At 73.1% G+C, this 20,084-nt stretch carries 19 protein-coding genes; 6 read left to right on the forward strand and 13 right to left on the reverse strand.

The features are described 5' to 3' along the window. A partial coding sequence (locus IRQ30_RS21975; protein ID WP_338089822.1) for a serine/threonine-protein kinase occupies positions 1 to 948 on the reverse strand: 948 nt, incomplete at its 3' end. Positions 949 to 990: 42 nt separating this feature from the next. On the opposite strand from IRQ30_RS21975, the gene IRQ30_RS21980 reads away from it, so the two are divergent. The 3 genes from IRQ30_RS21980 to IRQ30_RS21990 all read left to right on the forward strand — a co-directional run bounded on the left by IRQ30_RS21980 (position 991) and on the right by IRQ30_RS21990 (position 4,126). Next, positions 991 to 1,551 (forward strand): RNA polymerase sigma factor, encoded by a 561-nt coding sequence (locus tag IRQ30_RS21980; protein ID WP_193614977.1) that lies wholly within the window; start codon positions 991 to 993, stop codon positions 1,549 to 1,551. Next, the gene (locus IRQ30_RS21985) at positions 1,548 to 3,050 is read left to right on the forward strand and encodes a M1 family aminopeptidase (protein ID WP_193614978.1); all 1,503 of its coding nucleotides are present in this window, start codon (positions 1,548 to 1,550) and stop codon (positions 3,048 to 3,050) included. Before IRQ30_RS21980 ends, IRQ30_RS21985 begins: the two co-directional genes overlap by 4 nt. An 80-nt stretch (positions 3,051 to 3,130) precedes the next feature. Continuing rightward, positions 3,131 to 4,126 carry an NAD-dependent epimerase/dehydratase family protein gene (locus IRQ30_RS21990; protein WP_193614979.1) on the forward strand — a complete coding sequence of 332 codons (996 nt, stop codon included), beginning with the start codon at positions 3,131 to 3,133 and terminating at the stop codon, positions 4,124 to 4,126. 15 nt (positions 4,127 to 4,141) lie between these two features. Here IRQ30_RS21990 and IRQ30_RS21995 read toward each other — a convergent pair whose 3' ends face one another. Next, the gene (locus tag IRQ30_RS21995; protein WP_193614980.1) at positions 4,142 to 5,677 is read right to left on the reverse strand and encodes an OFA family MFS transporter; all 1,536 of its coding nucleotides are present in this window, start codon (positions 5,675 to 5,677) and stop codon (positions 4,142 to 4,144) included. Between the two features lie 120 nt (positions 5,678 to 5,797). Between IRQ30_RS21995 and IRQ30_RS22000 the strand changes: the two genes are divergently transcribed. Further along, complete coding sequence (locus tag IRQ30_RS22000) at positions 5,798 to 6,598, forward strand: SDR family oxidoreductase (RefSeq protein ID WP_193614981.1); 801 nt, start codon at positions 5,798 to 5,800, stop codon at positions 6,596 to 6,598. 34 nt (positions 6,599 to 6,632) lie between these two features. Here the strand turns inward: IRQ30_RS22000 and IRQ30_RS22005 are convergent, their stop codons facing one another. From IRQ30_RS22005 to pdhA, 4 genes are all read right to left on the reverse strand, one after another. Next, positions 6,633 to 7,967: a protein kinase domain-containing protein gene (locus IRQ30_RS22005; protein ID WP_193614982.1), complete on the reverse strand. Its 1,335-nt coding sequence runs from the start codon at positions 7,965 to 7,967 to the stop codon at positions 6,633 to 6,635. A 358-nt stretch (positions 7,968 to 8,325) separates the two neighbouring features. After that, the gene (locus IRQ30_RS22010; protein ID WP_193614983.1) at positions 8,326 to 9,786 is read right to left on the reverse strand and encodes a dihydrolipoamide acetyltransferase family protein; all 1,461 of its coding nucleotides are present in this window, start codon (positions 9,784 to 9,786) and stop codon (positions 8,326 to 8,328) included. A 1-nt stretch (position 9,787) separates the two neighbouring features. Further along, the gene (locus tag IRQ30_RS22015; protein ID WP_193607541.1) at positions 9,788 to 10,771 is read right to left on the reverse strand and encodes an alpha-ketoacid dehydrogenase subunit beta; all 984 of its coding nucleotides are present in this window, start codon (positions 10,769 to 10,771) and stop codon (positions 9,788 to 9,790) included. After that, positions 10,771 to 11,952 (reverse strand): pyruvate dehydrogenase (acetyl-transferring) E1 component subunit alpha, encoded by a 1,182-nt coding sequence (gene pdhA / locus IRQ30_RS22020; protein ID WP_193614984.1) that lies wholly within the window; start codon positions 11,950 to 11,952, stop codon positions 10,771 to 10,773. The genes IRQ30_RS22015 and pdhA overlap by 1 nt, the downstream gene beginning before the upstream one ends. Before the next feature lie 179 nt (positions 11,953 to 12,131). On the opposite strand from pdhA, the gene IRQ30_RS22025 reads away from it, so the two are divergent. Continuing rightward, positions 12,132 to 12,590 carry an SRPBCC family protein gene (locus IRQ30_RS22025; protein WP_193614985.1) on the forward strand — a complete coding sequence of 153 codons (459 nt, stop codon included), beginning with the start codon at positions 12,132 to 12,134 and terminating at the stop codon, positions 12,588 to 12,590. Positions 12,591 to 12,631: 41 nt separating this feature from the next. On the opposite strand, the gene IRQ30_RS22030 is transcribed toward IRQ30_RS22025, so the two are convergent. From IRQ30_RS22030 to IRQ30_RS22060, 7 genes are all read right to left on the reverse strand, one after another. Then, positions 12,632 to 13,552, reverse strand: a complete 921-nt coding sequence (locus IRQ30_RS22030; protein ID WP_193614986.1) for a cation diffusion facilitator family transporter — start codon at positions 13,550 to 13,552, stop codon at positions 12,632 to 12,634. 154 nt (positions 13,553 to 13,706) lie between these two features. Continuing rightward, entirely contained in the window at positions 13,707 to 14,660 is a 954-nt protein-coding gene (locus IRQ30_RS22035) for a glutathione S-transferase family protein (RefSeq protein WP_193614987.1), read from the reverse strand. Positions 14,661 to 14,694: 34 nt separating this feature from the next. Next, positions 14,695 to 15,714, reverse strand: coding sequence for a hypothetical protein (locus IRQ30_RS22040; RefSeq protein ID WP_193614988.1), 1,020 nt, complete (start codon positions 15,712 to 15,714; stop codon positions 14,695 to 14,697). A gap of 32 nt (positions 15,715 to 15,746) precedes the next feature. After that, entirely contained in the window at positions 15,747 to 16,769 is a 1,023-nt protein-coding gene (locus IRQ30_RS22045; protein ID WP_193614989.1) for a hypothetical protein, read from the reverse strand. A gap of 216 nt (positions 16,770 to 16,985) precedes the next feature. Further along, positions 16,986 to 18,056 carry a histidinol-phosphate transaminase gene (gene hisC / locus IRQ30_RS22050; RefSeq protein ID WP_193614990.1) on the reverse strand — a complete coding sequence of 357 codons (1,071 nt, stop codon included), beginning with the start codon at positions 18,054 to 18,056 and terminating at the stop codon, positions 16,986 to 16,988. Beyond that, positions 18,053 to 18,631, reverse strand: a complete 579-nt coding sequence (locus IRQ30_RS22055) for a VanZ family protein (protein ID WP_193607554.1) — start codon at positions 18,629 to 18,631, stop codon at positions 18,053 to 18,055. The genes hisC and IRQ30_RS22055 overlap by 4 nt, the downstream gene beginning before the upstream one ends. 10 nt (positions 18,632 to 18,641) lie before the next feature. Further along, positions 18,642 to 19,307 carry a WHG domain-containing protein gene (locus IRQ30_RS22060; RefSeq protein ID WP_193614991.1) on the reverse strand — a complete coding sequence of 222 codons (666 nt, stop codon included), beginning with the start codon at positions 19,305 to 19,307 and terminating at the stop codon, positions 18,642 to 18,644. A 59-nt stretch (positions 19,308 to 19,366) separates the two neighbouring features. On the opposite strand from IRQ30_RS22060, the gene IRQ30_RS22065 reads away from it, so the two are divergent. Next, positions 19,367 to 20,084: carotenoid oxygenase family protein (locus IRQ30_RS22065; RefSeq protein WP_338089823.1), on the forward strand; the 718-nt coding region annotated here is incomplete at its 3' end.

Raw genomic sequence — 20,084 nt, forward strand, 5'->3', positions numbered from 1 at the left:
CGGGGCGGCCGGCGGGCCCCCGGGCCTCGTGCTGCTCGCGGGCAGCGCCGGCGAGGGCGCCGGCCGCGCGCCGGGCTGGGTGAGCTCGGGGTCCAGCGGCAGCCAGGGGCGGGCCAGCTGTCCGGGGTCGCCGGCCTCGTCGCCGTAGGCCGCCGTCAGCGCGTCGGCGAAGTCCGTCACGGTGTCGAAGCGGTCCTCCCGGTCCAGCGAGAGCGCCCTCGCCACGACCGCCTCGACCGCGTCGGGCACCGGCCGCTCCTCGGTCGAGAGCGGCGGCGGGGGGCCGGGGGTGGCGGCCGCGGTCAGGTCCGCGTGCCGGTACGGCGGTCGGGCGGCGAGCAGCAGGTAGGTCAGCACGGCCAGCGAGTACTGGTCGGCGCGCGCGTCGGGCGCCTCGGCCTGCGCCTGCTCCGGGGCCACGTAGGACGGGGTGCCGGCGACCATGGTGAGCCGCGAGGACACGTCGAGCGCCTTGCCGAGCCCGAGGTCGCCCACCATGGCCCGGATGTCGCGGTCGGCGGTGCGGAAGAGCACGTTGGCCGGCTTCACGTCGCGGTGGAGGATGTCGCGGTCGTGCAGCGCCTGGAGGCCCGCCGCCACCTGGCGCACCACCTCGACCGCCTGCCGGGTCGTGAGCCCGTCGACCTCGAGCCGGTCGGCGAGCGTGCCCTGGTCGGCGTAGGTCATCACCAGGTAGGGCCGGCCGTCCTCGAGCTCGCCGGCGTCGTAGACGGTCACGACGTGCGGCGACTCGACCCGGCGCAGGTAGCGGCCCTCCTCGAGGAACCGCTGGCGCACCTGGTGGTCCTCGGTCCAGTTGTCGGCCAGGACCTTGACCGCGACCGGGGAGTCGAGCTGCTCGTCGTAGGCCAGCCACACCGTCGCGAAGCCGCCGGCGCCGATGCGCCGCGTGACGGCGTAGCGACCGATGCGGCTGGGGATGGACACGGCTGCATTATGTTCCAACCCCCACGAGGCAGGATGGCAGGCATGACCGGCGAGGGGCTCACGCCCGACGAGACCGACGAGCTGGCGCGGCGTGCCCGCGACGGCGACCGCGACGCGCTCGAGGCCCTGCTCACCGCCGTCCGGCCGCGCGCCCTCAACGTCTGCCGCGGCGTGCTGCCCTACACCCCGGACGCCGAGGACGCCTGCCAGGAGGCACTGCTCAAGATGGCGACCAAGATCCACACCTGGGGCGGCCGCGGCCGCTTCACCACGTGGATGCACGTCGTGGCGGTCAACTCCGCCCGCTCGACGTACCGCCGGATGCGCACGCAGGCCGTCGCCGCCGAGACGCCGGCCCACCTCGAGGACGCCGACCCGCGCACCACCAGCGTCATCGCCGGCACCCGCCTGGACCTGCTCGAGGCGCTGGAGGTCATCGAGCGCGACCACCCGCAGTTCGTCGAGCCGCTGCTGCTGCGCGACGTCTACGGCCTGTCCTACGAGGAGATCGCCCTGCAGGTCGGCGCCCCGCTGGGCACCGTCAAGGCCCAGATCCACCACGGCCGCAAGCTGGCCCGCCCCCTGCTGAGAGGCACCCCGTGACCCGTCTCGCCGCCCTGGCCTGCACCCTCGCGCTCGCCTCGGGCGCCCTCGCCGCCTGCGGGGACGACGACCCCGCGCCGTCGTCGAGGGAGGGCTCGGTCGACTCCCGGTGGTCGGGACCGAAGAAGGGCGCGAGCACCGCGAACGACCCGTCCGACCCGTCCAACCCGGACGCCCCCGACGCGGAAGCCGCGGTCAGCGAGCCGCGCGAGGACTCCGTCTACCCCGAGGTCGGCGACCCCAGCGTCGACGCGCTGCACTACGACCTCACGCTCGACTGGGACCCCGACACCGACACCCTCACCGGCGAGGAGGTGCTGACCTTCCGCTCGACGGCCACCGCCGGCCGCTTCCAGCTCGACTTCAGCGAGCCGATGACGGTCGAGACCCTGACCCTGGACGGCGAGGAGGTGGAGTTCGAGGAGAGCGGCAAGGACCTCGTGGTCACCGCCGACGTGACCGAGGACCAGGAGTACGAGCTCGCCCTCACCTACGCCGGCACGCCTGGCCCGGTGCCGGTCCCGACCAAGCGCGGCGACTTCAGCGGCACCGGCTTCACGATCACCGACACCCACGAGACCTGGACCATGCAGGAGCCCTTCGGCGCGTTCACCTGGTACGCCGTCAACGACCAGCCGGCCGACAAGGCGCTCTACGACTTCACGCTGTCGGTGCCCTCGCCGTGGGTGGGCGTCGCCAACGGCGAGCTGGCCTCGCGCACCGACGAGGGCGGCACCACCACGACCCGGTGGACACTGGCGGAGCCGGCGGCGTCGTACCTCACGACGTTGGCGTTCGGCGACTTCGAGATGACCGAGGACGAGTCGGCGTCCGGCATCCCGATCACCTACTGGGTCAACCGCTCGGCCGAGCCCGGCATCCTGGAGCGGCTGCGGACCACGCCCGACGCGATGGCGTGGCTCGAGGACAAGCTGGGTCCCTACCCGTTCGACACGTTCGGCACCGTCGTCGTCGACTCCGAGAGCGGCATGGAGACCCAGACCATGGTCACGCTCGGCAACACCGAGTACACGACCTCGGAGGCGGTGATCGTCCACGAGCTCGCCCACCACTGGTACGGCGACACGGTCACCCCCGACGACTGGCGCGACGTGTGGATGAACGAGGGCATGGCGATGTACCTCCAGGGCATGTGGGAGGCCGAGCAGTCCGGGCTCACGATCGACGAGCAGATGGACGAGTGGGCCTACACCGAGTCCTACGAGCGCGACTTCGCCGGTCCGCCGGCGGCCTACGACCGCGAGGCCTTCGGGTCCGGCAACATCTACTACGGCCCGGCCCTGATGTGGCACGAGCTGCGGCAGATGATCGGCGACGAGCGCTTCTTCGCGATGGTCCGCGCCTGGCCCGAGGAGCGGGCCAACACCAACGCCGGCCGCGACGACTACCTGCCCTGGCTGGAGGAGCAGACCGGCGAGGAGCTCACGTCGTTCCTCGACGCGTGGCTGCTGGGCGAGAAGACGCCGCCGCGCGACTGACGGCCGGGCCGTCGGCTCGCGCTCCTCTGCCCTGAGCGGATCCGCTTGCGGTCGGGGCCGGCCTGGCGCAGGGTCGGGGCATGCGGATCCTGGTGCTCGGCGGCACGGTCTTCCTGTCCAGGGCGACGGCGGCGGAGGCCGTCGCGCGCGGTCACGAGGTGGTGTGCGCGGCCCGCGGCGAGTCCGGCGAGGTGCCCGACGGCGCCCGGCTGGTCGTGTGGGACCGGCGCGAGGAGCCGCCCGCCGAGCTGACCGGCACGCCGTACGACGCCGTGGTCGACGTCGCTCGGCACCCCTCGTGGGTGCGCCGAGCGGTGGCCGCGTTCCCCGGTGCCCATTGGGTCTTCGTGTCGACGATCAACGTCTACGAGGACGAGTCGACGCCGGGTGGGCGGCCCGGGAGCCTGCCGCTGCGCGCGCCCCTGCACGAGGACGCCGACCTGTCGCTCGACAGGGAGGCCTACGGCCCGATGAAGGTCGCGTGCGAGCAGGTCGTCCGGGAGGGCGCCCGCTCCGCCATGGTCGTGCGGCCCGGGCTGATCTCCGGCCCGGGCGACCCCACCGGCCGGTTCACCTACTGGCCGGCGCGCCTGGCCGACGGGGGCGAGGTGCTCGCCCCCGGTGCGCCGGACGACGAGGTGCAGATCATCGACGTCCGCGACCTGGCGACGTGGCTGGTCGACGCGGTGGAGGCCGGGACCACCGGCGACTTCGACGGCATCGGACCCGTGACGGGCCTGGGCGACCTGCTCGCGCAGGTCGCCGACGGCGTCGGCACGAACCCGACGTGGACGTGGGCGGACCAGGCCTTCCTCACCGACCAGGGCGTCGAGCCGTGGGCGGGGCCGGACGGCGTACCGCTGTGGCTGCCGCGCCCGCAGTACGACGGCATGCTGGCCCACGACGCGGATCCCTCGGTGGCCGCCGGGCTGCGGCCGCGGCCGGTCGCCGAGACCGCCGCCGCCACCCTGGCCTGGCTGCGCGAGACCCCCGACGCCGCCGTCAGCGGCATCTCCCGCCAGCGCGAGGCTGAGCTGCTGGCGGCGTGGCACGAGGCCCGCGACCGGACCTCGTGACCAGCGTCCCTGGGGTCAGTCGAAGATCTCCAGGCCCTTGACCACGGTCTCGTAGACCGCCCAGACGAGAGGGGCACCGACGACGAACCACGCGATCGGCAGCAGCAGCGAGGTGGGGGCCGGGGCGTCGTTCCCGGACGCGGCCTGCGCCTGCGTGGACGCCTCGTCCTCGACGGACCCGGACGCCGAGGCGCTCTCGGGCTCGTGGAAGCGCTCGGCGACGGGGCGGACCAGCAGGTTGGCGACGAAGCCGACCGCGAGGACTCCCACCATCGTGAGCAGCGCCGGGCGGTAGTCGGCGGCGACCAGCGAGCCGGGCTCGCCCTGGGTGTCGAGGATGCCGTTGACGATCAGCGGCCCGGCGACGCCGGCGGCGGACCATGCGGTCAGCAGCCGGCCGTGGATGGCGCCCACCTGGTAGGGCCCGAAGAGGTCGCGCAGGTAGGCCGGGACGGTCGCGAAGCCGCCGCCGTAGAAGCTGATGATGAAGCCGGCCACGACGACGAACACCAGGGTGCTGCCGTCGCCGACGGTCGCCAGCAGCAGGTAGAGGGCGATGCCGGCGCCGAGGTAGAGCATGTAGATCGGCTTGCGGCCGATGACGTCGGAGGTGGTCGACCAGCCGAAGCGACCGGCCATGTTGAACAGCGAGAGCACGCCGACGAAACCGGTGGCGGCGGCCGCGGTGACCGTCGAGGCGTCGCCCTCGCGGAAGAAGTCCTGGATCATCGGGGCGGCCTGCTCGAGGATGCCGATGCCGGCGGTGACGTTGCAGAACAGCACCACCCACAGCAGCCAGAACTGCGGGGTCTTGATCGCGTTGGCGGCCGAGACGCTGGCGGTGGTGACGAGCGCCTTCTCCTCGACCTCGGAGGGGTCGAAGCCCTCGGGCTTCCAGCCCGGCGGCGGCACCCGCACCAGCCACGCGCCGAAGAGCATGACCACGACGTAGACCACGGCGAGGGTGACGAAGAGCTTGGCGACCGAGCTGGGATCGGCGATCGCGGCCGGGGAGTCGAATCCGCCGTTGTAGAAGTCGAGGAGCTGCGTGGACAGCGGGCTGGCGATCATCGCGCCGCCGCCGAAGCCCATGATCGCCATGCCGGTCGCCAGGCCCGGGCGGTCGGGGAACCACTTGATCAGCGTGGACACCGGGCCGATGTAGCCCAGCCCGAGGCCGATGCCGCCGATGACGCCGTACCCGAGGTAGAGCAGCCAGATCTGGCCTGTGGCGATGCCCAGGGCGCCCACGAGGAAGCCGGTGGACCAGAAGACCGCCGACGCGACCATGGCGCGACGCGGGCCGCCGGTGTCGACCCAGGTGCCGAAGACCGCGGCACTCAGGCCGAGCATCACGATCGCGATCGAGAACACCGCGCCGACGGCCGTCAGCGAGACGCCGAAGCCCTCCACGAGCGAGGCCTTGTAGACGCTCGTCGCGTAGACCTGGCCGATGCACAGGTGCACGGCCAGGGCGGCCGGCGGGATGAGCCAGCGGTTGAAGCCGGTGCCGGCCACGGTGCGTTCGCGGTCGAGCAGGGTGAGCGCCATGAGTTCCCCCGAGGTGGGTCCGAGTGGTCCGGGACGCCCGGCGCCCCGGGGTGGGGTACCCGGGTGCGGCGGCTTTCAACCACCCCAGCGCCAGAACTAGAACGCGTTACAGTGCCGCGCATGAAGACGTACGTCGTCAGCGGTGCGGCCAGCGGGATCGGCGCGGCGACCACCGCGCTGCTGCGCGAGCAGGGCCACCGGGTGGTCACCGTCGACCTCCACGACGCCGACGTGACGGCCGACCTGTCGACGGCCGAGGGCCGCGACGCCGCGGTCGCCGGCGTCCGGGCGGTGACCGACGTGGTCCACGGCGTGGTGCCCTGCGCCGGCATCGCGGGACTCACCGGCGTGGACCCCGCGCTGCTGGTGTCGGTCAACTACTTCGGGGCGCTGGCGCTGGTGCGGGGGCTGCAGGACCTGCTGGCGGCCGCCGACGGCGCGGCCGTCGTGCTGCTGGCGTCCAACTCGATCACCGGCATGCCGGGGTGGAACGCCGAGGTGGCGACGCTCTGCCTGCGCGAGGACGAGCCCGCGGCCCGCGCCGCGGCGTCCGGAGTCGACGCCGTCATGGTCTACCCCTCCTCGAAGGCCGCGCTGGCCTGGTGGGCTCGCCGGGAGGGCGTGACCCCGGCCTGGGCGGGCGCGGGCATCCGCATCAACGCCGTGGCGCCCGGGCTCGTCGAGACGCCGATGACCGCCGCGCTGCGCGCGGACCCGACGTTCGGCCCGTTCGCCGACACCTACCCCACGGCGTTGGGCCGCCCGGGCCGGCCCGAGGAGGTGGCGGCGGTGATCGCGTTCCTGCTCTCGGACGCCGCCGCGCTCGTCGTGGGTGCGGTGCTCTTCGTCGACGGCGGCACCGACGCGATCCTGCACCCGATCGCCCCGGAGGGCTGGGAGGTCGGGCCGATCGAGGTCTGAGCGGCCTCGGCTCCGGCCACGGCTCGGCGCGCGCTCAGGGCGCGGGGGGCAGCTGGTCCAGGCACCCGAGCACCGCGGTGTTGAGCGCCTTCTTGATGTCGGGATGCGCGGCGAGGTCGGGGTCGAGGAACGCCCACTGCTCGTCGAAGAAGCCCGCCTCCACCAGGTCGGCCACGCCGACCGTGTCGACGACCTCCTCGGCGATGCACTCGGCGCCGGCGGGCCCCGCCACGCCGGTGAAGCCTTCGGCGAGCCCCGCCTTGGCGCGGTCCTCGTCCGACTCGCTCAGCGGCTCCCCTCCCGGGCCGGTGCCGCTGGGGTCCTCCTCGGCCGATGCGGAGGGCGCGTCGTCGCCGCGCGTGACGGCGTACGCCACGGCGAGGCCGGCGACGACCAGCAGCACCGCCGCCGCCACGGCCAGGAGCACCCGGCGGCGGCTGCGAGGCGGGGCGGGCTCGGACGGCGCGGACGGCCCGGACGGCCCCGGTGCCGCAGCGGGAGGTGGTGGGCTGACGGACTGGTCCGGGAGCCGCAGCACGGCGAGCAGGTCCTCGCGCAGGGCGTCCGCGCTCGGGTAGCGGTCCTCGGGCCTCTTGGCCATGGCGCGGCGCAGCACCCGGTTGGTCTCGCGCGCGAGCAGGCTGGTCTCGGGCAGCTGCGGCACCGGCTCCTCGAGGTGGGCGGTGACGACCTGGTAGTCCGAGGTGCCACGGTAGGGGGCGTCGCCGCTGAGCGCCGACCACAGCAGGCAACCGAGCGAGTAGATGTCACTGGCGACGCCCGGCTCGCTGCCGAGGTGCAGCTCGGGCGCCATGTACGTCGGCGTCCCGAGCGTGCCACCGGCGGTCGTCAGCTGCGACTGGCCGTCGACCCGGCGGGCGATGCCGAAGTCGGCGAGGTAGGCCCTCGTGCCGGAGTCGCCCTGCGCGACCAGCACGTTGGCCGGCTTGATGTCGCGGTGCACCAGCCCGCGCGCGTGCGCCGCTGCCAGCCCGCCGGCGACCTGGGCGAGGACGTCGAGCGCGAGCCGGGGCGGCGGGGCGCCGTGGCGTGACAGCAGCTGACCGAGGTCGCCGCCGTCGACGAGCTGGGTGGCGATGTAGAGCCGGCCGTCCGCCTCGCCGTGGGCGTAGACGTGCACGACGTGCGGCGAGTCCAGCGACGCCTGCGCCTGGGCCTCCCGGGTGAAGCGCGCGCGGAACGTCTCGTCCTGCGCCAGGTGCGGCGCGATCACCTTGAGCGCGACCCGGCGGTCCAGCACCGGGTCGAGCGCCACGAAGACCACGCCCATCCCGCCCACGCCGAGCTGCCGCTCCACCCGGAACGGCCCCACCATCTCCCCCGGCTCGGGGTACCCCGCAACGCTCACGGGGACGTCCTACCCCCGCGGGCGTGGCTTCACGCCCACGGCAGCGCGGGCGTCCACCGGCGGCCGGACGCGGTCGACGTGGAGGACGCTGCGCGCGTGTGCTCGACGTCCCGAGCGATCCGGGTCACGGGCGCCCCACCCGCACCGGCGCCCGCACGAAACTCACGCCTCCGGGGTGATGCTTCCTACCGGAAGCGTGAGTTTCACCGGGTACCCGGTGAAACTCACGCGAGCACCGCCGCGGACGGCGTCCAATGGTGAGGTTCTGGGGATTTCCTGTCGCTTCTGGGCCGTTCTTCTGGCCCAGAAGCGACGGCTTTTCAGCAGATGCTGAAAAACCTGCCAGCCGCGCCGCCGCTCAGAAGAGCAGCGCGGAGGCGGGGTCCTCGAGGATGCCGGCGACGTCGGCGAGGAAGCGCGAGCCCTTCTCGCCATCGATGTGGCGGTGGTCGAAGGAGAGGGCGAGGGTCGTGACCTGGCGGGGCACGATCTCGTCGACGCCGTCGGTGGTGACCACCCAGGGCTGCTTCTTGATGGCGCCGAAGCACAGGATCGCGGACTCGCCGGGGTTGATGATCGGGGTGCCGGCGTCGACGCCGAAGACGCCGACGTTGGTGATCGTGAACGTCCCGCCGCTCATCTGCGCCGGCTGGGTCTTGCCCTCGCGCGCGGTGGCGGTGAGCTGGTTCAGCTCGCCGGCCAGCTCGAGGAGGGTGAGGTCCTGGGCGTCCTTGACGTTCGGGACGACCAGCCCGCGCGGGGTGGCCGCGGCGATGCCGAGGTTGACGTAGTGCTTGAGCACGACCTCTTGGGCGGCCTCGTCCCAGAACGAGTTGATCTCCGGCGTACGCCGCACGGCCAGCGTGACCGCGCGCGCCAGCACCAGCAGCGGGGAGACCCGCACGTCGCGGAACTCGCGGCGCTGCTTGAGCCGGTCGACGAGCTCCATGGTGCGCGTGACGTCGACGGTGACCCACTCGGTGACGTGGGGCGCGGAGAACGCCGAGCCGACCATGGCGGAGGCCATCATCTTGCGGACGCCCTTGATCGGCTCGCGTGTCTCGCGCTCGCCGGTCGACCTGGGGGCGTGGTCTCGAGACGGTTGCTGCGCAACCTCCTCAACCACCGGAGAGGAGCTGTTGGCGGCGGCCTCGACGTCGGCGCGGGTGACGGTGCCGTTCGGCCCCGTCGCGCGCAGCGACGCGAGGTCGATGCCGAGGTCCTTGGCGAGCTTGCGGACCGGCGGCTTGGCCAGCACCCGCACCTCGTCCGAAGTGAGCGCCTGGGCGGGGACGAACTCGGAGACCGGCTCGGGCTCGACCGGGGCGGCCGAGACCGCGGGCACGGCGGGCTCGTCGGCCGGCACGACGTCCTGCGACTGGGCGCCACCCGGGGCGAAGGCGCCCTGCACCTGCATCTGGGTGTTGGCGGCGGCCTCGGACGCGGGCGTGACGGAGCCCTTGCGCGCCCGGCGCTGCGGTCCGCGCTCGGCCTTGTTGCGGCCCACGAGGCTCTCGCCCTCGACGCGGCCGCTGGCGGCCGGGTTCGACAGGTCGATCTCCATCGCGGGAGCCGGCGCCGCGGCCTTCTCCCCGATGGCGATGATCGGGGTGCCGACCGAGACGGTCTCGCCCTCGGCGACGAGCAGGTCGGTGACCTCGCCGGCGTACGGCGAGGGCAGCTCGACCAGGGACTTGGCGGTCTCGATCTCCACGACGATGTCGTTGATGGCGACGACGTCGCCGACCTTGACCTTCCAGGTCACGATCTCGGCCTCGATGAGGCCCTCCCCGACGTCGGGGAGGAGGTACTCGGGCATCTCAGAACTCCCAGCTGCGGTCGACGGCGTCCAGCACCCGGTCGAGGTCGGGGAGGAAGTCCTCCTCGATGCGCGACGGCGGGTAGGGCGTGTCGAAGCCACCGACGCGGAGCACCGGGGCCTCGAGGGAGTAGAAGCACTCCTCGGTGATGCGGGCGGACAGCTCGGCGCCCAGGCCGAGGTTGACGTGCGCCTCGTGGGTGACGACGGCGCGACCCGTGCGGCGCACGGAGTCGAGCACCGGCGCCATGTCGAGCGGCGAGAGCGTGCGCAGGTCGATGACCTCGATCGAGCGGCCCTCGGTGGCGGCCGCCTCCGCGGCCTTCATCGCGGTCTTCACCGTCGGGCCGTAGGCCAGCAGCGTGAGGTCGGTGCCGGCGCGCACGATCCGCGAGGTGAACAGCGGCTCGGGGGTCGCGGACTCGTCGAGCTCGGCCTTGTCGGCGTGGTACTGCCGCTTCGGCTCGAGGAAGATGACCGGGTCGTCGCAGGCGATGGCCTGCTGCATCATCCAGTAGCCGTCGACGGGGTTGGAGCAGGCGACGACCTTGAGGCCGGGGGTGTGCGCGAACTGCGCCTCCGGCGACTCGCTGTGGTGCTCGACCGCGCCGATGCCGCCGCCGAACGGGATGCGGATGACCATCGGCATCTTCACGCGGCCCTGGCTGCGGAAGTGGATCTTCGCGACCTGGCACACGATCTGGTCGTAGGCGGGGTAGACGAAGCCGTCGAACTGGATCTCCACGACCGGCCGGTAGCCGCGCATGGCCATGCCGACCGCGGTGCCGACGATGCCGGACTCGGCCAGCGGCGAGTCGATGACGCGGTCCTCGCCGAAGTCCTTCTGCAGGCCGTCGGTGATGCGGAAGACGCCGCCGAGCTTGCCGACGTCCTCGCCCATGAGCAGGACCTTGGGGTCGTCCTCCATCGCCTTGCGCAGGCCCATGTTGAGGCCCTTGGCGAGGGTGATCTTCTGCGTGGCCATCAGTGGCTCCCCTCGAACGTCTCGAGGTAGGCCGCGTAGCCCTCGCGCTGCGCGCGCAGCTCGTCGGTCTCCTCGGCGTAGACGTGGTCGAACATGCTCAGCGCCTGCGGGTCGGGCATCGACTTGCAGCCCTCGCGCAGGGTGTGGCCCAGCTCGTCGGCCTCGGCCTGGATAGAGGCCAGGAAGTCGTCGTCGGCCAGGCCGTTGCGGCGCAGGTAGACCTCGACGCGCGCGATCGGATCCTTGAGCTTCCAGCTCTCGACATCGTTGGAGAGCCGGTAGCGCGTGGGGTCGTCGGTGGTCGTGTGGGCGCCCATCCGGTAGGTGTAGGCCTCCACCAGCGTGGGGCCCTGGCCGTCGCGGGCGCGCTGCAGCGCCGCCTTCGTGACGGCGTACGTCGCCAGGACGTCGTTGCCGTCGACGCGGACGCCGGGGAAGCCGAAGCCCAGCGCGCGCTGGTAGAGCGGGATCCGGCTCTGGCGCTCGATCGGCTCCGAGATGGCCCACTGGTTGTTCTGGCAGAAGAACACGACCGGGGCGTTGTAGGAGGCCGCGAAGATGAAGGCCTCGTTGACGTCGCCCTGCGAGGAGGCGCCGTCGCCGAAGTGGGCGACGACCGCGGTGTCGCGGTCGGGGTCGCCGGTGCCGACGTCGCCGTCGCGCTGGACGCCCATGGCGTAGCCGGTGGCGTGGAGGGTCTGCGCGCCGATGACGATCGTGTAGAGCGCGAAGTTGTTGGCCGCCGGGTCCCAGCCGCCCTGGTCGACGCCGCGGAAGAGGCCGAGCAGGCGCAGCGGGTCGACCCCGCGGCACCAGGCGACGCCGTGCTCGCGGTAGGTCGGGAAGACGTAGTCCTGCGGGCGCAGCGCGCGGCCGGCGCCGATCTGCGCGGCCTCCTGGCCCAGCAGCTGCGCCCAGATGCCGAGCTCGCCGTGGCGCTGCAGGGCGGTGGCCTCGGTGTCGATGCGCCGGGTCAGCACCATGTCGCGGTAGAAGCCGCGAAGCTCCTCGGCGGAGAAGTCCTGGTCGAACTCGTGGTGGTGGACGCGCTCACCCTCGGGGGTCAGGAGCTGGATGAGCTCGGGACCGCCGTCCTGCTGAGAGGGCCCGAAGACCTCCACCAGGTCGGGGCCGAAGCCGGGGGTGTCGCTCTGCGCGCCACCAGGGGACTGCTGCGTCACGTGAAGCTCCTTCGAGGTCGCCGGCCGTACGGGGTCTCCGCGGGGCCGAGGGCGGTCGTCCGGACGACGGACGCGGGGGTGGTGCGCCCTGTGACCCGGAACACAATCGTGCCTGGACAACCTACCGTCGGCATCGTCGGCGTCGCCAATCCGTCGGGGTCATCACTAGTGTTCCCGACATGGCCACCCCCGTCGTCTCCGCCCGGACCACGATCGACGCCCCGCCCTCGGCGGTGTTCGCGATCCTGGCCGACCCCCAGCAGCACCCGCGCATCGACGGCTCCGGCACGGTGCGGGGCACCGTCTCGGGTCCCGACCGACTCACCCTCGGCTCGGAGTTCGGGATGAAGATGCAGAACGGCGCGCCCTACAAGATCACCAACAAGGTCGTCGAGCACGAGCCCGACCGGCTGATCGCCTGGCGCCACAAGGGCCTGCACCGCTGGCGCTACGAGCTCGCGCCCACCAACGACGGCGGCACCCAGGTCACCGAGACCTGGGACATCAGCCGCTACCCCGGCCTGGTCGAGCGCGCCTTCCACCTGGTCTTCGGCAAGCGCACCCAGCAGGCGATCGAGGAGACCCTCGTGAAGCTCAAGGTCGCGGCCGAGCACGACGTGGCGCCCGGCAAGGCCTGACGCCGCCTGCCGCCTGACGCGCGCACGGCCCCGGATGGGGCTCAGTGCACCTCGCCGAGGTCCTCGTGGGCCTCGTGCGAGAGCGGCTCGACCTGGAACGTCGCGTGCCGCACGTCGAAGTGCTCGCCGACGCACTCGCAGAGCTGGTCGAGGATCCGGCCCACGCCGCGCTCCCCCAGCGCCTCGTCGGTCACGGTCACGTGCGCCGACAGGCTGGGCATTCCGCTGGTGATCGTCCACGCGTGCAGGTCGTGCACGTCGACCACGCCGTCCACCTCGACCAGGTGGCGGCGCACGTCGTCGAGGTCGAGGCCGGCGGGCGCGATCTCGAGCAGGACGACCGCGGAGTCCTTGAGCAGCACCAGCGAGCGCGGGACGATCATCACCGCGATCACCAGGGACGCGACGGCGTCCGCGCGCTCCCAGCCGGTCACCAGGATCACGAGGCCGGCGACGACCACCAGCACCGAGCCGACCAGGTCGGCGAGCACCTCGTTGGCGGCGCCGCGCAGGTTCAGCGACCCGGTGTCGGAGCGGTTGAGGATCGCCATCGAGATGGCGTTGGCCACCAGCCCGACGACGGCGAAGGCGACCATCGGTCCGGCCTCGACCGGTGAGGGGTCGGCCAGCCGGGTGATGCCGGCGTAGGCGACGTAGGCGCAGACGCCCAGCAGCACCAGGGCGTTGAGCATCGCCGCCAGGATCTCGGCGCGGTGGTAGCCGAACGTCGAGCGCGGACCCGCCGGGCGCGACGCGACGTACGACGCCCCGAGCGCGAGCACCACGGCGCCGGCGTCCGTGGCCATGTGGCCCGCGTCGGCGAGGAGCGCCAGGGAGCCGGTGACGTAGGCACCCACCAGCTCGACCGCCAGCACGCTGCCGGTGACCGCCAGCACCCAGCGCAGCCGGGTCCGGTCCGCCGCGCGTCCGGCGGCGTGGCCGTGCCCGTGACCGTGTCCCATGCCGTCATTCTCTCCCCCCGGAGGTTGAGGAAGGCGCGCCAGCGCCTGTCTCGAAACCTCCTACGTCGGCCGAGAGGGTTTCGAGACGGGACTTCGTCCCTCCTCAACCCACGGAAGGACGGGACTTCGTTCCTCGTCGACCCCCGAGCCAGCCTCAGCCGCGTCCGTGCGGGGTGAGCCAGACGGTGGGGTCGGGACCCTTCGGCACGATCTGGGAGGGGTTGATGTCGGAGTGCACGACGTAGTAGTGCGCCTTGATCTGCTCGAAGTCGGTGTTGTCGCCGAAGCCGGGGGTCTGGAAAAGGTCGCGCGCGTAGCCCCAGAGGTTCGGCATCTCGGTCAGCTTCTGGCGGTTGCATTTGAAGTGGCCGTGGTAGACCGCGTCGAAGCGGGCCAGCGTGGTGAACAGCCGCACGTCGGCCTCGCTGATCGCCTCGCCCATCAGGTAGCGGCGGTCGGCGAGGCGCTCCTCGAGCCAGTCCATGGCCGTCCACAGCCGGTCGTACGCCGCGTCGTAGCTCTCCTGCGAGCCGGCGAAGCCGCAGCGGTAGACGCCGTTGTTGACCTCGGTGAAGATCCGCTTCATCACCGCGTCCATCTCCTCGCGGAGGTCCTCGGGCCACAGGTCCGGGGCATCCTCGCGGTGGTGCTCGCGCCACTCGAAGAAGAAGTCGTGGGTGATCCACGGGAAGTCGTTCGTGACCAGCTCGCCGGTGGTCACGTCGACGACGGCGGGCACGGTGATGCCGCGCTCGTAGCCGGGGAAGCGCTTGAAGTAGGCCTCCTGGAGCCGCTCGATGCCGAGCACGGGGTCCCGTCCGTCAGGGTCCAGGTCGAACGTCCAGCTGCGCTGGTCGTGCGTGGGTCCGGGGGTGCCGAGCGAGATCACGTCCTCGAGGCCGAGCAGCTGCCGCACGATGATCGCGCGGTTGGCCCAGGGGCAGGCCTTGGCGGCGACGAGCCGGTAGCGCCCCGGCTCGACCGGCCACAGCTCGCCCTCGACCGGACCGTGCTCGGGACGCCGCGAGCCGAGGGTGATGCGGTCCGGGACGTAGTTCATGTCCCGGCTGAACTCCTCGCCGGGCTTGACGTACTTCGCGTCGCTCATGCTGCCAGCGTAGGTGAACGCTCAACCACCGGGCTCAGACGCACGCGACGTAGCTCCGGCTGACGACCGCGGACCTGCCCTTCCTCGGCTTCAGCACCACCTTGACGGTGACGCCGCCACCGGTCGGCAGGCCGCGGAGCAGCACCTCCTTGCCCGCCCGGGGCTTGCGGATCACCTTGACCCGCTTGCCGTTGACGAAGAACGTCGCCGTCCGCAACCGCGCAGCCTTCCTGGTGAGCGCTCCGGCGACCGAGCGGGAGCCGCAGGCCACCGCGTCGTCCAGCCGGACGAACCCGCCGCCCTTGCCCGCGGCCGGGCCGGTGGCCGCCCCCGCCGCCGTGAACGCGACGCTGACGCTGCCGGAGGACGCGGCCGTCGTGGCGGCACCGGCGGCGGAGGGCGTGACGGCCTCCACCTGGTGGCCGAGGAACAGGGTGTAGGACCCGGCCGGGAGGAAGAGCACCCGCGTCTGCTCCCGCTTGCCGCCGACGCTGAATCCCCCCAGCCCCTCGGTGTTCTGCGCCGAGAGGACCGCCGTCTGGAGGTGGCCTCCCTGCACCGAGCCCCGCAGGGTGAGCCATCCGGGGTCCGCCAGCGTGAAGGCCGCCTGCGTGCCGACGACGACATCGGCGCGGCTCTCGCACTCCGACGCCGTGCCCTGGGCCGCGACGACCCGCGCACTGACCGACGAGGTGAGGGACAGGGTGGCGAGCGACGCGCCTGCCCGGGTGGCACGCACCCGGCCCGACGCGGCCGCCGTCAGGCTCGTGTCGTCGGCCGCGTCGTCGGCGTCCTCGACCGTCGCCGCGGAGGACACGCTGCGGGCCGTGGTCGCGCCGTTCGAGGTGAACGCCGGCTGCTCCGCGCCGCCCGTGTCGGTGACCACGCTGCACCCGGGGTTGCCGCCCGTGCCGAACGACGTGCTCACGATGAGCGTGCCCTGGAGCGGCGCCGCCGCCTGCGCGGAGGGGGCCGTCGCCAGGAGGGCGGTCGAGCCCAGGGCGAGGGCGACCACGACGGCGAGGGACCGGCCCAGGATCGGCTGCTTCGTCACGTGAGTCTCCTGATGAGGGGCGAGAGGGGCGGTCACGAGCACGCCACGTAGCTGCGGGTGACGGCGACCGTCCTGCCCTTGCGGGGAACGATCACCGCCCGGACGCTCACGGGCTGCGGGTCTCGGAGCCGGGTGATCCTCACGGTCCGGCCGCGCTTGGGGGCGCGCACCTTCGCGACCCTCCGGCCGTCGACGTAGATCGTCGCGGACCGGACCGTGCGGGCCCGGGCGGTGAAGGTCGCCGCCAGCGAGTCGGCGGCGCAGGAGCGCTCCGCAGCCAGGGCGAGGTAGCGGGCGCCGGGTCCGGCCGAGGCCGCCACGGCCGAGCCTGCCGGCCGGAACTCGCCACGCAGGGAGGCGGTCAGGGTCGCGCCCGAGGGGTCGGACGCCGGCGTCGACGAGATCGTCTGCCGAGCCTGCAGGGCCACGACGTACGTGCCGGCGCGCGGCAGGAGGAAGCGGTGGCGGTCGGTCGTCCTCACGTCCACCGAGCTGTCCATCAGCTCCTGGTCGGGACCGGAGACGGCCAGCATGGTGGCGCCTCCCCTGCTCGTGGACATCGTCAGGCTGAGCCACCCGGGCCGCGCGACCGTGAACGTCGTGCCCGCGGTGGCCGTGAGGCCGACACTGCCCCTGCACGAGCTGGCGGCGCCCTGGGCGCGCACGAGGGTGCCGCGCAGGGTCGCGCGCACCTCCAGGTCCCGCAGCGAGCCGCCTGCCGCCGTGACGCGCGCCGCGACCGACGAGCGGCCCGTGAGCGTGGTGATGTCGGAGGCGTCGTTGGCGTCCGTGATCGTCGTGGAGCTCGTGGTGCTCGCGGTCCTGGCACCGCCCCCGGCGCCGACCGTCGCGTCCGCGGTGCGGTCGCCCGTCGCGGCGCTGCAGGTCGGGTCGCTGCCGGCGTCGGTCCCGAAGTCGATGACGCTCTGCAGCAGGCTCTCGGCGACCGGCGCGGCGGTCGCGGGGCCGGCGGCCCCCACGAGACCGGCCAGGGCCAGGCCCGCGCAGAGCGCCGGGACGAGGGCGCGGTGACGTCGTCGCACCGGTGCAGGCATGGGCTCTCCCTTGTCCGTCGACACGGGAGTCGACTGATGAGAACCCGAGTCTAGGCAGACTCGGCCCGGGCGTCCTGCCGGTCTAGACCTCGGGCCGCGGTCGGGCGCGGGGACGCGACGGCGCTCGGCTCGGGACGTGACCCGCTCGGCATGTAACACGTCGTCCTCGGCTCTTCCCGCCCGTTGCAGCGGGATGGAGGAGCGGTGGCCGACGTGTTACATGCTCCAGGCGCGCGCGACGTCGAGCAGCCGGTCGTTGGCCTCGGGCTCGCCGATCGAGACGCGGGCACCCTCGCCGGCGAAGGGGCGCACGACGATGCCGGCGTCGTCGCAGGCGGCGGCGAACTCCGCGGTGCGCTCGCCCAGGGCGAACCACACGAAGTTGCCCTGCGCCTCCGGCAGGTCCCAGCCGGCCTCGGCCAGGCCCGCGACGACCCGCGCGCGCTCGGCCGTGAGCGCGTCGACTCGCTCCAGCAGGGCGGGCTCGGCGTCGAGCGAGGCGATGGCCGCGGCCTGGGCCACGTGGGAGACGCCGAACGGCAGCGAGACCGCCCGCAGCGCGCCGGCCAGCGGCGCGGCCGCGACGGCGTACCCGACGCGGAAGCCGGCGAGGCCGTAGGCCTTGGAGAAGGTGCGGAAGAGCACGACGTTGGGGTGCGCGCGGTACGTCGCCAGGCCGTCGACCGCGTCGTCCATGCGCACGAACTCCACGTAGGCCTCGTCGACCACGACCACGACGTGGGAGGGCACCGTCGCGAGGAACGCGTCGAGCTCGGTCTGGGTGACGGCCGGGCCGGTGGGGTTGTTGGGGGTGCAGACGACGACGACCTTGGTCCGGTCGGTGACCGCGGCGGCCATGGCGTCGAGGTCGTGCCGGCCGTCGGCCGTCACCGGCACCTGGACCGAGGTGGCGCCGGCGGTGGTGACCGCGATCGGGTAGGCCTCGAACGAGCGCCAGGCGTAGACCACCTGGTCGCCGGGGTCGCAGAACGCCGAGAGCAGCTGGTAGACGAGCGCGACCGAGCCCGTGGCCGCCGCCAGGTCGGAGACCGGCACGTCGAGGCGCGCCGCGAGGGCGTCGTACAGGGCGCTGCTGCCCATGTCGGGGTAGCGGTTCATGACCGCCGCCGCCTCCGAGGCCGCCTCGAGCACGCCGGGCAGCGGCGGGTAGGGGTTCTCGTTCGAGGACAGCTTGTACGTCGTGTGGCCCGGCCGCGGGGTGGGCGGCTTGCCGGGGACGTACGCCGGGATGCGGGCGACGTGGGCGCGTGGGGTGGGGCTCGTCATGTGCCCAGGTTAGGAGCACGACCGGCGTCACGCCGCAGCCGCCACGGACGGACGACGAGCGCCAGCACCAGCCCCACGCCGACGCCGACGGCCGCGCCGGTGACGTTGTCGATGATGTCGGTGACGTCGCAGGCCCGGTCGATGCGCGCCAGCTCGAGCTGGGTCTTCTCGATCCCCACCGAGTACGCCGCCAGCAGGGCCAGCCCGAGGGGGACGGTCACCCAGCCGCTGCGCCAGCGGGTCGCGGTCAGCGACAGCAGCACGCCCGACGGCACGAAGATGACGGTGTTGAGCAGGCGCTGGCCACCGGAGAAGATCCAGAAGCCGTCGGGTGCGGGCCCGCCGATGTCCCACGAGCAGGTCGCGAGCCGCCCCTCGGCGGGGACGATGCCGGGCGCGCCGCCGACCGGGATCAGGGTCACCAGCCCGATGACCACGAGCGACCAGAGCAGCGCCGCCAGGGTCCACGCGGTCACGCCGAGGCGCGCCCGCAGGACCAGGGCGAGCAGCACGCAGACCGCCCCGGACACGAACGCGCCGAGGAGCATGTACTCGACGCCACCGACCGGAAACACCCCGCCGACGCTACCGACCCGACCTGTGGGCGTCGTCGGACAGCCCCTCCAGCAGGTGGGCGAGCATCGGCCACAGCAGCTGGGACTCCGGGTCCTCGACCACGAGGTGGAAGCCCGAGAGCTCCAGGCTCACGTAGCCGTGCAGCGCGCTCCAGAACTGCCCCGCCACGGCCGCCGGGTCGTCGCGGCGCAGCCGACCGGCGTCCATGCCGCGCCGGACCACGTCGACCAGCTGGCCGAACGCGGCCAGGCCGACGTCGAGCTCCTCGTCGTGCAGGCGGTAGCCGCCGAGGCTGGCCGAGCCGAACATCACCGCGTAGATCTGGGGGTCGGCGCGGGCGTGCTCCCGGTAGGCGGTCGCGACCGCGGTGAGGTCGCGGACCGGGTCGTCGGTCACGGGCACCGCGGCGACCCGGTCCACGAGCCGGCGGAAGCCCTCCGCCACGATCTCGCGCACCAGCGCGGGCATCCCGCCGAAGTGGGTGTAGACGGCCATCGTCGAGGTCCCGGCCTCGCGGGCCAGGCGGCGGGTCGACAGCGCCGACGGGCCCTCCTCCCCGAGCAGCCGGGCGGCCTCCTCCAGCAGCCGGCGCCGCACGTCGGGCTCGTCACGGAGGTCGTCACGGCCATCGTCACGGCCATCGTCAGGAAGGTCGTCGGCGCGTTGGTCGGACACCTTGCCACCCTCTCATCACAGCGTTATGGTCGAGATATAACACCGTTATAGGAGATGTCGTGAACCGCTACCTGCAGGACGGCTTCGCCCCGGTCGCCGACGAGCTGACCGCCTTCGACCTCCGCGTCACCGGGACGCTCCCCGACCACCTCGACGGGCGCTACCTGCGGATCGGGCCCAACCCCGCCAGCGACCCGGGCGAGGCCTACCACTGGTTCCTCGGCGAGGGCATGGTGCACGGCGTGCGGATCGAGGACGGCCGGGCGCGGTGGTACCGCAACCGCTGGGTCCGGCCCGACGACGGCGACTTCGCCCCCAACACCCACGTCGTCCAGCACGCGGGGCGCACCATGGCCCTGGTCGAGGCCGGGTCGCCTCCCTACGAGCTGACCGAGGAGCTCGACACGGTCGGGCGCTGCGGCTTCGCCGTCGACCTCGCCGCCGGCTACACCGCCCACCCCCACGAGGACCCGGCCACCGGCGAGCTGCACGCGGTGTCCTACAGCTGGACCCGCGGCAACAAGGTCGACTACTCGGTGCTGGACACGTCGGGGCGGATCCGGCGGCAGGTGGAGGTCGAGGTCACGGGCAGCCCGATGATGCACGACTTCGGCCTGACCGAGCACTACGCCGTGATCTACGACCTGCCGGTCACCTTCGACCTCGACATGGCGGCCGGCGACCCGCCGCGTCCGGTGCGCCGCGCGGCCGAGACGGCGCGCAACCGCGCGCTCGGCCGCGACGCCGCACCCGACCCGGTGGTCGAGACGGCGGCGC

The organism is Nocardioides lijunqiniae (assembly GCF_015024225.1).
GTDB lineage: Bacteria > Actinomycetota > Actinomycetes > Propionibacteriales > Nocardioidaceae > Nocardioides > Nocardioides lijunqiniae.

Excerpts from the sequence above, each read along its gene's own strand:
- hisC (WP_193614990.1), bottom strand. The coding sequence starts at position 18,056 with ATGACGAGCCCCACCCCACGCGCCCACGTCGCCCGCATCCCGGCGTAC.
- IRQ30_RS21980 (WP_193614977.1), top strand. The coding sequence starts at position 991 with ATGACCGGCGAGGGGCTCACGCCCGACGAGACCGACGAGCTGGCGCGG.
- IRQ30_RS21990 (WP_193614979.1), top strand. The coding sequence starts at position 3,131 with ATGCGGATCCTGGTGCTCGGCGGCACGGTCTTCCTGTCCAGGGCGACG.
- IRQ30_RS22030 (WP_193614986.1), bottom strand. The coding sequence starts at position 13,552 with ATGGGACACGGTCACGGGCACGGCCACGCCGCCGGACGCGCGGCGGAC.
- IRQ30_RS22010 (WP_193614983.1), bottom strand. The coding sequence starts at position 9,786 with ATGCCCGAGTACCTCCTCCCCGACGTCGGGGAGGGCCTCATCGAGGCC.
- IRQ30_RS22025 (WP_193614985.1), top strand. The coding sequence starts at position 12,132 with ATGGCCACCCCCGTCGTCTCCGCCCGGACCACGATCGACGCCCCGCCC.
- IRQ30_RS22035 (WP_193614987.1), bottom strand. The coding sequence starts at position 14,660 with ATGAGCGACGCGAAGTACGTCAAGCCCGGCGAGGAGTTCAGCCGGGAC.
- IRQ30_RS22045 (WP_193614989.1), bottom strand. The coding sequence starts at position 16,769 with ATGCCTGCACCGGTGCGACGACGTCACCGCGCCCTCGTCCCGGCGCTC.
- IRQ30_RS21995 (WP_193614980.1), bottom strand. The coding sequence starts at position 5,677 with ATGGCGCTCACCCTGCTCGACCGCGAACGCACCGTGGCCGGCACCGGC.
- IRQ30_RS22000 (WP_193614981.1), top strand. The coding sequence starts at position 5,798 with ATGAAGACGTACGTCGTCAGCGGTGCGGCCAGCGGGATCGGCGCGGCG.
- IRQ30_RS22015 (WP_193607541.1), bottom strand. The coding sequence starts at position 10,771 with ATGGCCACGCAGAAGATCACCCTCGCCAAGGGCCTCAACATGGGCCTG.